Origin of the sequence: Niallia taxi, assembly GCF_032818155.1 — a bacterium.
Classification (GTDB): Bacteria; Bacillota; Bacilli; order Bacillales; family Cytobacillaceae; genus Niallia; species Niallia taxi_A.
The window spans coordinates 671,981-684,702 of record NZ_CP102590.1 but is presented as its reverse complement, the minus strand read 5'-3'; the positions used below and the strand labels follow the sequence as shown (position 1 = coordinate 684,702).

The 12,722-nt window shown below is 39.5% G+C and carries 15 protein-coding genes; 12 read left to right on the top strand and 3 right to left on the bottom strand.

Annotated features, from left to right (window positions below):
- Positions 1–2 precede the first annotated feature (2 nt).
- From NQZ71_RS22535 to NQZ71_RS22495, 9 genes are all read left to right on the top strand, one after another.
- Entirely contained in the window at positions 3–1,058 is a 1,056-nt protein-coding gene (locus NQZ71_RS22535) for a Gfo/Idh/MocA family protein (protein ID WP_317012475.1), read from the top strand.
- A complete protein-coding gene (locus tag NQZ71_RS22530; RefSeq protein ID WP_144457256.1) occupies positions 1,012–1,863 on the top strand; it encodes a sugar phosphate isomerase/epimerase family protein in 852 nt (283 codons plus the stop codon). Before NQZ71_RS22535 ends, NQZ71_RS22530 begins: the two co-directional genes overlap by 47 nt.
- Before the next feature lie 261 nt (positions 1,864–2,124).
- Positions 2,125–3,393, top strand: coding sequence for a nickel pincer cofactor-dependent isomerase, group 22 (locus NQZ71_RS22525; RefSeq protein ID WP_317012473.1), 1,269 nt, complete (start codon positions 2,125–2,127; stop codon positions 3,391–3,393).
- Positions 3,394–3,413: 20 nt separating this feature from the next.
- Positions 3,414–4,184, top strand: a complete 771-nt coding sequence (locus tag NQZ71_RS22520) for an SDR family oxidoreductase (RefSeq protein ID WP_144457260.1) — start codon at positions 3,414–3,416, stop codon at positions 4,182–4,184.
- A 49-nt stretch (positions 4,185–4,233) separates the two neighbouring features.
- Positions 4,234–5,043: an ATP-dependent sacrificial sulfur transferase LarE gene (gene larE, locus NQZ71_RS22515; RefSeq protein WP_144457262.1), complete on the top strand. Its 810-nt coding sequence runs from the start codon at positions 4,234–4,236 to the stop codon at positions 5,041–5,043.
- A 123-nt stretch (positions 5,044–5,166) separates the two neighbouring features.
- Positions 5,167–5,940 (top strand): nickel pincer cofactor biosynthesis protein LarB, encoded by a 774-nt coding sequence (gene larB, locus NQZ71_RS22510; RefSeq protein WP_144457264.1) that lies wholly within the window; start codon positions 5,167–5,169, stop codon positions 5,938–5,940.
- On the top strand, positions 5,921–6,853 hold the full coding sequence (gene larC / locus NQZ71_RS22505) for a nickel pincer cofactor biosynthesis protein LarC (RefSeq protein ID WP_317012472.1): 933 nt from the start codon (positions 5,921–5,923) through the stop codon (positions 6,851–6,853). Before larB ends, larC begins: the two co-directional genes overlap by 20 nt.
- 25 nt (positions 6,854–6,878) lie before the next feature.
- Positions 6,879–7,352: a nickel pincer cofactor biosynthesis protein LarC2 gene (larC2, locus tag NQZ71_RS22500; RefSeq protein ID WP_317012471.1), complete on the top strand. Its 474-nt coding sequence runs from the start codon at positions 6,879–6,881 to the stop codon at positions 7,350–7,352.
- Positions 7,353–7,365: 13 nt separating this feature from the next.
- Positions 7,366–8,010, top strand: coding sequence for an urease accessory protein UreH (locus NQZ71_RS22495; protein WP_317012470.1), 645 nt, complete (start codon positions 7,366–7,368; stop codon positions 8,008–8,010).
- A 63-nt stretch (positions 8,011–8,073) separates the two neighbouring features.
- Here the strand turns inward: NQZ71_RS22495 and NQZ71_RS22490 are convergent, their stop codons facing one another.
- From NQZ71_RS22490 to NQZ71_RS22480, 3 genes are all read right to left on the bottom strand, one after another.
- A complete protein-coding gene (locus NQZ71_RS22490) occupies positions 8,074–9,777 on the bottom strand; it encodes a methyl-accepting chemotaxis protein (RefSeq protein WP_317012469.1) in 1,704 nt (567 codons plus the stop codon).
- Between the two features lie 229 nt (positions 9,778–10,006).
- Positions 10,007–10,312, bottom strand: a complete 306-nt coding sequence (locus NQZ71_RS22485; protein ID WP_144457274.1) for a spore coat protein — start codon at positions 10,310–10,312, stop codon at positions 10,007–10,009.
- On the bottom strand, positions 10,309–10,518 hold the full coding sequence (locus tag NQZ71_RS22480; protein ID WP_127738667.1) for a hypothetical protein: 210 nt from the start codon (positions 10,516–10,518) through the stop codon (positions 10,309–10,311). The genes NQZ71_RS22485 and NQZ71_RS22480 overlap by 4 nt, the downstream gene beginning before the upstream one ends.
- Before the next feature lie 415 nt (positions 10,519–10,933).
- Between NQZ71_RS22480 and NQZ71_RS22475 the strand changes: the two genes are divergently transcribed.
- Genes NQZ71_RS22475 through NQZ71_RS22465 form a run of 3 tightly spaced genes read left to right on the top strand, consistent with a single transcriptional unit; the run spans position 10,934 to position 12,674 of the window.
- Entirely contained in the window at positions 10,934–11,161 is a 228-nt protein-coding gene (locus NQZ71_RS22475) for a spore coat protein (RefSeq protein ID WP_144457278.1), read from the top strand.
- The gene (locus tag NQZ71_RS22470; protein WP_144457280.1) at positions 11,154–11,522 is read left to right on the top strand and encodes a spore coat protein; all 369 of its coding nucleotides are present in this window, start codon (positions 11,154–11,156) and stop codon (positions 11,520–11,522) included. The genes NQZ71_RS22475 and NQZ71_RS22470 overlap by 8 nt, the downstream gene beginning before the upstream one ends.
- Positions 11,523–11,537: 15 nt before the next feature.
- Positions 11,538–12,674, top strand: coding sequence for a zinc-dependent alcohol dehydrogenase (locus NQZ71_RS22465; protein WP_144457282.1), 1,137 nt, complete (start codon positions 11,538–11,540; stop codon positions 12,672–12,674).
- The last annotated feature ends 48 nt before the right edge of the window (positions 12,675–12,722 follow it).

Below are 12,722 nucleotides of genomic sequence, written 5' to 3'. Positions count from 1 at the left end.
AAATGCTGAAAGCAGCTGTAATCGGTCTTGGCGATATTTCAAAAATCCACCTAGCTGCCATCCAAGCTAACCCGGATGTGGAATTAACGGCAGTGTGTGATATAGATTCAGCACATCGAAGCATGTTCCCAAATGTGAACTTTTACAATGACTATGAAGCGTTGATAGCAGAGGAAATGCTGGATTGTGTCCATATATGCTTGCCGCACTATCTTCACTATCCTGCTACAAAAGCCTGTGTAGAAAAGGGGATTAATGTCTTTCTTGAAAAACCTGTCGCCTTAAATAATAAAGAGGGTTATTCGTTAGTACAGCTAGAAGAAGAGCATGAGCATGTCAAGATTTGTGTGTGTTTACAGAATCGGTACAATAAAACATTTGAAGTCCTGAACGACATGATTAAAAACGGCAATTATGGACCGATTTTAGGAATTAAGGGTCTGGTGACGTGGAACAGGCCTAAGGCTTATTACGACGCAAAGCCTTGGCGTGGCAAGATGGATTATGCCGGCGGTGGTGTGATGATTAACCAATCGATTCATACTTTGGATATAATGCAGCTGCTTGGCGGAGAAATCGAATCAATAAGAGGATCTATTGATCAATTACTTGATTACGGGATTGAAGTAGAGGATACAGCAAGTGCTCATATTCAGTTTTCCAATGGAGCAACAGGGTTGTTTTTTGCGACAATTACGAATGAACGAAACTCAAGTGTAGAGCTGCAAGTAACATTCAAGGACGAAAAGTTTACGATTAAGGACAGTATGTTAACAAGAGCTGATGACGAGGACAAAAAGATAGAATTAGTGACAGATGACAAGCTTCCTGGGACGAAATTCTATTATGGAGCAAGCCACGCTAAGTTGATTAATCGGTTCTATCGTTGTATTGCTGCAAACAGCGACGAATATACCCATGTGAAGGATGCCCTTATGTCGATGAAAATGATTGATGCAATCAGGCAATCGTCAGAAGAAAAAAGACGTGTCAGGATGGAGGAGCTAAAGGATGAACAACGCGAAAATTGGAGTTCAAATGTTCAATTTGAAAAGTAAGATAGAAGAAATAGGTGTTTATGAAACTATGAGAACTATCCATGAGCTTGGTTACCACTTTGTGGAGGTGACACAAATTCAAATGACACCTGAAAATGTTGCCGAAATACGCAGAGCAGGCTTAGACTTTAATATTAAGGTTGCAGCTATCAGTGCCCCCCTAGATTCCATGCCTGGCAGCCAAGGTGAATCTTTATCAACAGACTTTGATAAGATTGTCAGTGACTGTAAAACATTAGATTGCAATTTTATAAGAATTGGCATGATGCCTGTTAATCTGATGGGAAATAAGAGCAAGGCTATGGCATATATTGCTGAAGCAGAGAAGATGGCAGAACGGCTCAAACAGCACAATATAGAGCTGTATTACCATAACCATCATATTGAGTTTGAGAAATATGACGGGCAAGCACTGCTGGATATTATGAAGGAGCAAACTTCAAACCTAGGCTTTGAGCTTGATGTACATTGGGCACAAAGAGGCGGAGCAAATCCGATTGATGTTATTAATCGATTCGCAGGACGTGTTGCACTCATTCATTTAAAGGATTACAGAGTTGGCCAGATTGACTTAGGTGATTTAAAGGATATGTCCAATTTTATGAACAAATTTACAGGTAATATCGAATTTGCAGAGCTCGGACAGGGTAATCTTGACATTAAAGGGATTATGGAAGCCGGGATGAACAGCGGCGTGCAATATTTTCTGATTGAACAAGACGACACATATGGCAGAAATCCATTTGATTGTCTGAGAGAGTCAGGAGATTATCTTAAACAATTAGGATATGCTGAATTGTTCTGATAGATAGGTTGTAAATGTTAAGCTTTATAAGGGAGAGGTCCTAAAATAGTGGGACTTCTTTCTTTGCTTGTAGGTCATTCCTATGTTTACTTAGTTAATTAATAATTGACGCAAATTACCTATAGTGTTAAGATTATATTAATTAGTTAGTTTGCTAAACAAATTAATAAAATGTAGAATTAGAGAATAAATGGATATTTTTTTCAGCATAAATGAAAGGGGTTACAAACAAATCAGGTGATTAAAGGAGGGAAAAAACGGATGGGAATTCTTCAAGTATTATTACAAGACATTCCAGTTCCAAAAATGGCAAAAGTTAAGGTTAACTTTGATGATGCCAAAATAGATGATCTTACGTCAATCTTAATGGAAAAATTGCAAAGAGAGAAAATAGGAAAAACTATTAAGCCAAGCATGGAAATTGCCGTTGCAGTTGGAAGCAGGGGACTTGATCGAATTATCGAGCTAACAGCTGTAACTGTGAAGTTTCTAAAAGATTTAGGTGCAAAGCCTTTTATTGTCCCGAGCATGGGCAGTCATGGTGGTGCAACGGCTGAAGGACAGCGGGCTGTTTTAGAGCATCTTGGAATAACGCAGGAAGCAGTAGGAGCAGAGATTCGGTCCTCTATGGAAGTGGTTGAAGTTGGCAGACTTGCTAATGGGCTGCCTGTTTATGTAGATAAATACGCTTTGCAGGCAGATGGCATCGTCGTAATTAACCGTGTCAAACCTCATACAGCATTTCGTGGTCCAGTCGAAAGCGGCATTATGAAGATGATTAGCATCGGTTTAGGTAAGCAAAAGGGTGCTGAGGCTTGTCATCAAATGGGATTTAAGCATATGGCAGAAAATGTTCCAGCAATGGCAAAGGTGATAATGGAAAAAACTCCCTTCCTTTTCGGTGTGGCGACAGTCGAAAATGCCTTCGATAAGATTGCAATCGTTGAAGTTCTGACACCTGATGAAGTCATTGCTAAGGAGCCGGACTTACAGAAAAAAGCAAAGTCATTATTGCCAAAGCTTTTTTTTGACCAGCTCGATGTCCTTGTAATTGATGAAATCGGTAAAAATATTAGCGGTGACGGCATGGACCCTAATATTACTGGCCGCTATCCTACCCCATATGCATCAGGAGGACCAGATGTTAACAAGATGGTCGTGTTAGATGTGACACCACAATCAGAGGGAAATGCGAATGGTGTTGGAACGGCTGATTTCACCACACAACGGTTACTAGACAAGATGGACAGAGAAGGAACTTATGCTAACGGGTTGACTTCCACTGTTGTAGCACCAACAAAAATTGCCACGACGCTGCCTAATGATAGAATGACTTTTCAAGCAGCAGTTAAAACTTGCAATATCTTGAATTTTAACGATGTCAAACTTGTGCGCATAAAAAACACGTTAGTCCTGAGTGAGATTGAAGTTTCTGAAAGCTTACTAGATTATGTTTGCTCCCATCCAAATATGGAGCAAATTACGGATCTTAAAGAAATTCCTTTCAATGAGCAAGGCAATTTATTTTAGAGGAAACGGAGAGAAGATAGATGTCTACATTATTTGATTTAAACGGTAAGGTTGCAGTTGCAGTTGGAGGAAACGGGGTGTTAGGCTCCTCGATGGCAATGGGCTTGGCAGAGCATGGTGCGAAGGTAGCCATTGTTGGCCGGAATTTAGATAAAGCAGCAGAGATTGTCCAAGAAATAACCGAAAACGGCGGGATTGCGAAGGCATTTTTTGCTGATGTCTTAACAAAGGATTCGTTACTTAAAGCAGCAGATGAAATCGAACAATGGGCTGGCTGCTGGGATATTGTTCTTAACGCACCTGGCACGAATAGTGCAACACCTTTTTTTGAAATTGGGATGGATGAATGGGATCGAATTATGGATGTTAACTTAAAAGGCATAGTTTTAACCTGTCAGATTTTTGCGGAGAGAATGATAAAGCATGGGAAAAAAGGAAGCATTATTAATATTTCGTCTGTTTCTTCCACAACGCCGCTTTCAAGAGTGTTTACTTACTCTGTATCAAAGGCAGGAATCAATAGCGTTACACAATTCTTGGCACGTGAATTTGCTCCACACGCAATTCGTGTTAATGCCATTATTCCCGGCTTTTTCCCGGCAGAGCAAAATAAGAAAATTCTTGATCAAGAGAGAATAGAAGACATAATGAGGCATACGCCGATGAAACGATTTGGAAGTGCGGAAGAGTTAAAAGGTACAACAGTGTGGCTGGCATCAGATAAAGCGTCCAGCTTTGTAACAGGTGCTTTGATAAGGGTAGATGGCGGATTTGGAAGTATGACGATTTAATTTTCATAACCAACGTAAAAAATAGAACGGGAGAAAGGATGCTGAAACAATGATTGCGAAAAAATATGAACAGCTAGTGTCGATCCTTCAGAAAATGGAGACAGTTGTTGTTGCTTTCTCAGGGGGAGTGGACAGTACATTTTTATTAAAAGCGGCAGTGGATGCCCTTGGAGCTGGGAATGTGCTTGCAGTTACGGCAGACTCAGAAACATACCCTTCCAGCGAATTAGAAGAGGCAAAATCACTGGCGTTACATATCGGGGTAAAGCATATCGTTATTGAAACTTCGGAATTAGCAATTCCCGGTTACTCGGAAAATACGAAAAACAGATGCTATTTTTGCAAAAGCAGCTTGTTTGATCATCTGATACCGGTTATGGAAGAGGCGGGCTATAACAATGTTATTTATGGAGTCATTGCTGATGATATGAATGAATTTAGACCAGGCATGAAGGCCGCAAAGGAAAAAGGGATTCGAGGTCCGCTTCAAGAAGCTAATTTGTTCAAAGAGGAAATTCGCGAGCTTTCGTTTGAGCAAGGACTGCCAACGTGGAATAAACCATCCTTTGCATGCCTGTCCTCAAGAATTGCTTATGGCGATAAAATCACAAAGGAAAAGCTTACAAAGGTCGAAAAAGCAGAAGCATTTCTGAAATCACTTCATATTCGTCAAGTGCGAGTTCGAACACATCAGGACATCGCCAGAATTGAGGTAGAGCCGGATGATATGAAAATCATTCTCGAAAAAAACAGTTATATTGTGAGTGCGTTACAGGATTTCGGCTACAAATATATTACGTTAGATTTAATAGGCTACCAGAGTGGCAGTATGAATAAGTCACTTGTTAAAGAAGGATAACGCAACAATCTAATTACTATAGAGTACAAATACAAGCATAACAGAGCAAAGCTACTAAACATGGAAAAGCGCTGGCAAGATAATTGATGAAGGTTATAGACTGGATATTTTAGGGGGAGCCATATGCTGGAGCAAATTTTGTCCCAAGTTCAAAGTGGTGAGTTAAGCGTGAGTGAAGCCAAACAGAAGCTAGCAACATATGAAAATTTAGGATTTGCCAAGGTAGATCATCATCGAAACAAACGTCAAGGCTTCTCAGAAATTGTTTATGGAGAAGGGAAGGAACCTGAGCATATTATTTCCATCATTCAATCGTTAAGAAATCGGAACAATCAAGTGCTCGTGACGAGAGTTTCTAAAGAAAAAGCGGAAAAGATTCAAGCAGTTTGTCCGGAATTTATCTACAATGAAACTGCTCGGATTTTATATTGGAAAAAGGGGACGGAGAAGCAACCGAGTGATAATGGCTATATTGCCATCATTTGTGCTGGCACCTCTGACTTAAAAGTAGCAGAGGAAGCGGCTGTCACAGCAGAAGTGCTCGGGAGCGAGGTGCGTCGCATATATGATGTGGGTGTTGCAGGAATTCACCGCCTCTTTAATCATCTTGAGGAAATTCAAAATGCGACCGTTTCCGTTGTGATTGCTGGTATGGAGGGGGCGTTGCCAAGCGTCGTTGGCGGACTTGTGTCTCACCCAGTCATTGCTGTGCCGACAAGCGTTGGCTACGGAGCTAATTTCAACGGCTTATCCGCATTACTGACAATGTTGAATTCCTGTGCATCAGGAATAAGTGTTGTAAATATTGATAATGGCTTCGGCGGCGGCTATAACGCTGTTTTAATCAATCAACTTGCACAAAAAGGAGCACGACAAAATGAAAACGTTATACTTTGATTGTTTTTCTGGAATTAGCGGTGACATGGTAATTGGCGCATTAATTGACGCAGGAGCTGACCCAGAATTCTTAGCTGAAGAACTGAAAAAGCTTAAGATTGACGATGAATACGAGCTTGGATGGAAGAAGGTTGTGAAAAACGGTATCACAAGTACAAAATTCGATGTGATTTTGTTGGATAGTATCAGCGTGAATAATGCTGATGACCACAGCCATGAGCATACGCATAGTCACGACCACAGTCATGACCACAGCCATGAGCATACGCATAGTCACGACCACAGTCATGACCACAGCCATGAGCATATGCATAATCACGACCACAGTCATGATCATAGCCATGGGCATGGGCATAGTCATGACCGCAGTCATGACCATAGCCATTCGCACAGTCATCATCACCGCTCTTATAAAGATATTATGAAGCTTATTCTAGAAGCTGACTTATCGGATAATGTCAAAAATACAGCTTTAAATATTTTTGAAAAAATCGGTCGGGCAGAAGGCCATATCCACGGTATGCCCCTTGAACAAGTTCATTTTCATGAGGTTGGTGCAGTAGATTCAATCATTGATATTGTTGGGGCAGCGATACTTTTTCATCACCTGGAAGTCTCTGTAATTAAGGCTTCAGCGATACCTGTTGGCACAGGTAGAATTAAGATAGATCACGGTATTTATCCTGTTCCTGCGCCTGCTACTCTTGAAATTTTAAAGGGGATTCCACTTGAACATACAAATATCCGTGGTGAATTAACGACTCCGACTGGAGCTGCAATTGTTGCCGCTATGGCAGATGAGTTTTGTGCGTTTCCATCTTTAAAGGTGCAAGCGATTGGCTATGGTGCTGGCACAAAGACCTTTGCCGAACATCCAAATGTGCTGCGTGTAATTATTGGAGAGCAAGTTTGACCATTTTAGAGAGGAGACTAAACAAATGAAAGCTCTTCCTCCCTATGAAGAGCATATCGATGAAGATATGCTGAAAGTAGAGGTTAACTTGGATGATATTTCTGGAGAAGTCCTTGGTTATGTGATGGATTTATTGTTTGAAAGTGGCGCTAACGATGTCTATTATTCACCGATTTATATGAAGAAAAATCGGCCGGGAATCTTGCTGCAAATCCTGTGTTCACTGCAGAAATTAGGAGTAATGAAGGAAATTCTTTTTAGGGAAACGACAACACTGGGTATACGTTATTACCCATTGACCGTCCATCGCCTTGAACGAAAGTTTCGAGAGGTCGAAACAGAGTGGGGGGTAGTAAAAGTGAAAGAAGGTATCCTGCAAGGACAGATTGTACAATCGGCACCAGAGTATGAAGATTGTAAAAAAATAGCGATGCAGCACCAAGTCCCACTGAAAAAGGTATATGAACAAGTGTGGAGAAATGGGGAAGTCAGTAACTAAAGGAGAGCCTGTGATGATTATTCAATTCATTTCCGTATTATTATTAGGATTAATTCTTGGCATAAAGCATTCATTAGAACCAGACCATATTATTGCAGTATCTACCATTGTCAGTAAGGATAAAAGACTTTCTAGGTCAACATTGGCAGGTGCCTTTTGGGGAATCGGTCATACAGCTACATTATTTGTATTTGGCATCTTAATTGTATTGCTGAAAGGGGAATTAGCTGATAAATGGGTGATGACCCTCGAATTCATAGTAGGAATTATGCTTGTCTATTTAGGAAGCAAAAATTTGCTGTTTTATACAAACAAAAATCTAAAACAGCCGACTGAACGAACATCACTTATTAAAGTTACGTTAATAGGAATAATTCACGGACTTGCAGGAAGTGCAGCAATGGTGTTATTAACTATGTCCACAGTTTCAACTGTTTGGCAATGTGCCTTGTACATATTAGTTTTTGGTGTAGGAACAATAATCGGTATGCTTATTTTTACCACAATAATTGGTATTCCATTTGTATACAGCAGTAAAAGCATTACTACAAATAAGCTTTTGGTAAGATTTGCCGGATCTGTCAGCTTTGCATTTGGTGTCTACTATATGTACTCTATTGGAATAACAGATGGCTTATTTAAATTATGGATAAAATAGTAAGCTTCAGAGAACCAAATGATAAAAAATGCCCAAGGCAGAAGTACCCTTGGGCATTGTAATTTACCTATTATTTTCTTCCGTAACCTTAAAGCGATGAACCAATTTTTCAAGCTGATCGGACAGTTGGGATAAGGCTGTTGCTGAAGACGAAACTTCTTGGAATGATGCAGTTTGTTCTTCTGTAGCAGCTGCAACCTCTTCTGTGTTAGCCAACGTTTTGTTTGAGCTGTGTGCGATTTCTTCCATCGATTGCTGAACACCTTGAACCTCTGTTGTAATCTGGTCAGATGTTGTGGCAACATCCTTAATATGGCCAGCAACCACTTCAATGCTTTCAAGTATTTCTTTAATATGCGAATTTGTTCGTTCAGATAGCTTAATACCAGAATCCACATTTTCCTTAACTAGAATCATATTCCCGACGGTTTCTGAAGAATGGTTCTGAATAGAGTTTACTAGTGTGTCGATATGGTTGGCAGAATTGCTTGTCATATCTGCCAGCTTTCGTACTTCATCTGCAACGATGGCAAACCCTTTGCCATGCTCACCTGCTCTTGCAGCCTCAATGGCAGCATTTAATGCAAGTAAATTCGTTTGTCCAGAAATTTCCTGAATATTGCTTAGCGATTCTTTAATTTCATTTATGCTCGACACTAATGAGTGAAGACCATTTTCTGCTAATCCAACGGAATGGTGAATGGTATCCATTTGCCCAAGCATTTCTGACATCGCTTGTTCACCATCGTTTGCTTTGCCTTTAATCCGATCTGACTCTTGTGCAACATGATTAGCTTTCGTTGACACATTTTGAACATTTTGCAGGGAGTTATTTACTCTGTTTAAACTATGCTGTGCAGCAGTATTTTGGTCATTGCTGATTTCGGTAATGATTTGAACAGCATCTGCAACTTGTTCTGCTGTCACCCTTGATTGCTCCATGCTAGCTGCAAGCTCATCAGAGGATTGCGCAACATCCTTGGATGTTTGGCCAACTTTCGTAATCATGTCTTTTAATGATTGTACAAATTCATTAAAAGAAGATGCCAGGCTAGCAAATTCATTCCTACCACTAACCTTGACTTTTTTTGTCAAATCTCCATCACCAGAAGCAATTTCTACCATCTGCTTATTCATCATATTTAATGGACGCAAAATAGAACGTAGGAGAACGAAACCTAATACGATGCTTAAAGCTGCTGCTGCAATAATAATCGTAATCAATGTAGTTCTAGCAATATCAGTGTTCTTTTCGTTATCTGCTTCAATTTGTATAACATCTGTGTTAATTTGTTCTACAAGCGTATTGACTGCAGGGTCAAGTACTTCTTTTCTTAAATCTCTTAAGTCACCAAAATGTAATGCCTCTGCGTTAGAAGGGTTATCGCTAAAGGTATTGACTACTTTGTCGCTCATTGTTGTATAGGATTGAATGCTTGTTGCTAATTGTTGAATACTTTTTTTATATTCTTGATAATTCGCAAGCTTTTCCATAGAAGTAAGTGTGTCTTCTATATCTGCTGCCTTTTCGTTAATTCCATCTGTATATTGGTTGTCTCCAGTCAGCAAAAAGCCTCTTTCATCATTGGACATTCCTGCTAAACGATATTGGACATGTGTAACGAGACGCTGCATTTCTTTCGCCTCATTTAAATTTACATAATTATCTTCAGCGTTATGTAGACTGTAATTACTGTAAACACCTATACTAACTAAAGACAGAAGCAAAACGGTCAGTATTAAGATTAATTGTGTTTTAATTTTCATTCTTCGACCTCACTTATTCTATAAGCATATATTACTATTTTTATATCGGATAGTTTATTGAAAAGTGAAGAGAGGGTTAATTAAATGACATATGTATAGAAAATTTTGATTTTTGGTAAAGAGGGTATTAGGAGTAGTCTGTTTCTAACCTTATTGAAAATTTTCTAGAGCTAACAACAAAAGCTAAATAGTTATTGTTTAGCTTTTGTTGTTTGTTTCATTTGGTTTACTAGCTCTGTTTATTAGGAAGGCTTAAGGCGGTGTCAGCTGTTTGTAAATCAACTTGCAGCTGTTCGTTCACATCGGCAGGATAATAGTAGCCGTTTGTAACCATATAGTCACTTATTTTGCTATGCAGGTTAATAGCATCATTTAATTGCTTGTTTAACACCTGACGGACCTCTGGTGTTGCTGCTTCTGTTATAGCAAATGCATAGTTTTTGATGCCAGACTTTGCAGATATCAATAAATCTGTTGCGATTACTTGATCTGTTATATCGCCTAAGCCGACAAGATTCTGCATAAATCCATTCATATTAAAGTTCCTCCTTGCTGTGCCAGCAAGCTTCTGAGTGCTTGCACTGCTTCACGAGACTGTGCTGCGTCTTCATTAAGTATATCTTGTAGAAGGGCATCTTTTGCTAATGTTCCCATTGTTGTTGATTTAGTAAGACACGCATTTTTAAATGTAAGAAGTTCATGAAGCTCAAGGCTTTCATGTATTCCTAAATTTTTTGGCATATTGAAAATCCTCCTTCATTACACATAACAATAATCTCTGTTATATTCTCACGAATGCATATCATTATGCATACCTCTCAAGACGATGCGATTTGTATTCCCTGCCAATTCCACTTATTTTTCTGACGGAATTTCACATAATACCAAATAAGTGAAATGAGGTGGAAAAAATGCCTAATGGTAGAGGAACACATGGCTATGCAAACCCTGAATCTTTTGATCCTAACAGGAAAGTGCAAGAAAGACCGAGCAAAAATGAATTCAAACAGCAAAAACCAAAAAATAAGTAAAAACTCCTGACTTCAACAGTTTAAATTGTTGAAGTAATTTGTATATAATGGGAAGTCTTGTCGAGACCGCATAAAGAAAGGAAAGAAAACGAAAAATACATTAGTGAATTTTTGGAGGTGAGTATATGGAGACTAATGGCTTAGCCAACCATGAGACATTAGAACTGCATGAAATGCTGAATTTCAAGACTACCTGTGTTATTAAATCGAAAATGATGTCAGGGGTCGTTTTTGATCAAGAATTAAAAGCATTAATGGAAAAGGATGTGCAGCAATCCATCCAAGCACTGGAGTATTTACAGAACTTTTATAAAATGCCGAATCCAGCTGTGGAGGTGAATTACAATGATTAAGGATTATTTGGAAGTAGAAAATGCGGAAGGAATGCCGGAAATGGCGGATTCTGCCTTGGCACTTGAATTTTTAATGAGCATTAAAACCGGTGTCCGAAATGCAGCGACAGCCTTATCTGAAACGGCAACTCCTGATTTACGAGAAGCTTTTCGCGTTCAGCTTGAGGTAGGGTTAGCGCTTCATGAAGAAGTTTCTAATTTTATGATAAAAAAAGGCTGGCTGCATCCTTATAATCTGCAGGATCAATACAAGATGGATTTAAAGTCTATTGAAGGTGCTTTAATGATTGGAAAGATGGACTTGTTCCCTGGAGATACTTCCCGCCTAGGAATGATGGCGCAAATAGATGATGATGAATAAGAAAGGATGTAAAAAATGAAGGCTGTTACTTTCCAAGGCATTAAAGATGTAAAGGTGAAAGAAGTACCAAGTCCAAAAATTGAAAAGGCTGATGATATTGTTATAAAAGTAACAACATCGGCAATTTGTGGTTCAGATTTGCACTTAATACATGGCATGATTCCGAACTTTCCAGAGGATTATATAATTGGACATGAGCCGATGGGGATTGTGGAGGAAGTGGGTCCTGACGTAACAAAGCTAAAAAAAGGAGACAGGGTTATTATTCCTTTTAATGTTGCCTGTGGAGAATGCTTCTTTTGTAAGAATCAATTAGAAAGCCAATGTGATAATTCCAATGATAATGGGGAGATTGGCGGTTTCTTTGGCTATTCGGATCTTACTGGGGGATATCCAGGTGGACAAGCTGAATATTTACGCGTGCCATATGCAAACTTTACTCCATTTAAAATCCCGGAAAATTGTGAAGTACCAGATGAACAGCTAGTGCTACTGGCGGATGCAGCATCAACTGCTTTTTGGTCTGTCGATAATGCTGGGGTTAAGGCTGGAGATACAGTTGTAATTCTGGGATGTGGTCCTGTAGGCTTATTAGCTCAGAAGTTCGCATGGCTAAAAGGAGCAAAAAGAGTAATTGCTGTCGATAACCTCGAATACCGTTTACAGCATGCGAAAAAGACAAACAAAGTAGAAATCGTTAATTTTGAGCATAACCCTAATACAGGTGAATACTTAAAGGAAATCACAAAAGGCGGAGCAGATGTAGTTATTGATGCAGTAGGTATGGACGGGAAAATGACACCGATGGAATATCTTGCGACAGGGTTGAAGCTGCATGGTGGAACATTGAGCGCACTTGTTATTGCAAGCCAGGCTGTCCGCAAGGGCGGTACAATTCAGGTTACAGGGGTATATGGCGGAAGATACAATGCATTCCCTTTTGGGGACATTTTTCAAAGAAACGTCAATATCCGTTCTGGACAAGCTCCTGTCATCCATTATATGCCTTATTTATACGACCTTGTATCACAGGGAAAGGTAGATGTGGGTGATGTAATTACACATATAATGCCACTTAGTGAGGCAGAAAAAGGGTATGAATACTTTGATACACGAACAGACAACTGTATTAAGGTTGTCCTTAAACCATAATAAACCGGTAATAGCCTTACCCACTATAATCCCTGTGAGACTGCATGG

Bases quoted from the DNA above. Each gene is read 5' to 3' on its own strand.
- NQZ71_RS22525 (WP_317012473.1), top strand. From the start codon at position 2,125: ATGGGAATTCTTCAAGTATTATTACAAGACATTCCAGTTCCAAAAATG.
- larE (WP_144457262.1), top strand. From the start codon at position 4,234: ATGATTGCGAAAAAATATGAACAGCTAGTGTCGATCCTTCAGAAAATG.
- NQZ71_RS22530 (WP_144457256.1), top strand. From the start codon at position 1,012: ATGAACAACGCGAAAATTGGAGTTCAAATGTTCAATTTGAAAAGTAAG.
- NQZ71_RS22485 (WP_144457274.1), bottom strand. From the start codon at position 10,312: ATGAATGGATTTATGCAGAATCTTGTCGGCTTAGGCGATATAACAGAT.
- NQZ71_RS22535 (WP_317012475.1), top strand. From the start codon at position 3: ATGCTGAAAGCAGCTGTAATCGGTCTTGGCGATATTTCAAAAATCCAC.
- NQZ71_RS22490 (WP_317012469.1), bottom strand. From the start codon at position 9,777: ATGAAAATTAAAACACAATTAATCTTAATACTGACCGTTTTGCTTCTG.
- NQZ71_RS22480 (WP_127738667.1), bottom strand. From the start codon at position 10,518: ATGCCAAAAAATTTAGGAATACATGAAAGCCTTGAGCTTCATGAACTT.
- NQZ71_RS22475 (WP_144457278.1), top strand. From the start codon at position 10,934: ATGGAGACTAATGGCTTAGCCAACCATGAGACATTAGAACTGCATGAA.
- larC2 (WP_317012471.1), top strand. From the start codon at position 6,879: ATGAAAGCTCTTCCTCCCTATGAAGAGCATATCGATGAAGATATGCTG.
- NQZ71_RS22470 (WP_144457280.1), top strand. From the start codon at position 11,154: ATGATTAAGGATTATTTGGAAGTAGAAAATGCGGAAGGAATGCCGGAA.
- NQZ71_RS22495 (WP_317012470.1), top strand. From the start codon at position 7,366: ATGATTATTCAATTCATTTCCGTATTATTATTAGGATTAATTCTTGGC.
- NQZ71_RS22465 (WP_144457282.1), top strand. From the start codon at position 11,538: ATGAAGGCTGTTACTTTCCAAGGCATTAAAGATGTAAAGGTGAAAGAA.
- larB (WP_144457264.1), top strand. From the start codon at position 5,167: ATGCTGGAGCAAATTTTGTCCCAAGTTCAAAGTGGTGAGTTAAGCGTG.
- NQZ71_RS22520 (WP_144457260.1), top strand. From the start codon at position 3,414: ATGTCTACATTATTTGATTTAAACGGTAAGGTTGCAGTTGCAGTTGGA.
- larC (WP_317012472.1), top strand. From the start codon at position 5,921: ATGAAAACGTTATACTTTGATTGTTTTTCTGGAATTAGCGGTGACATG.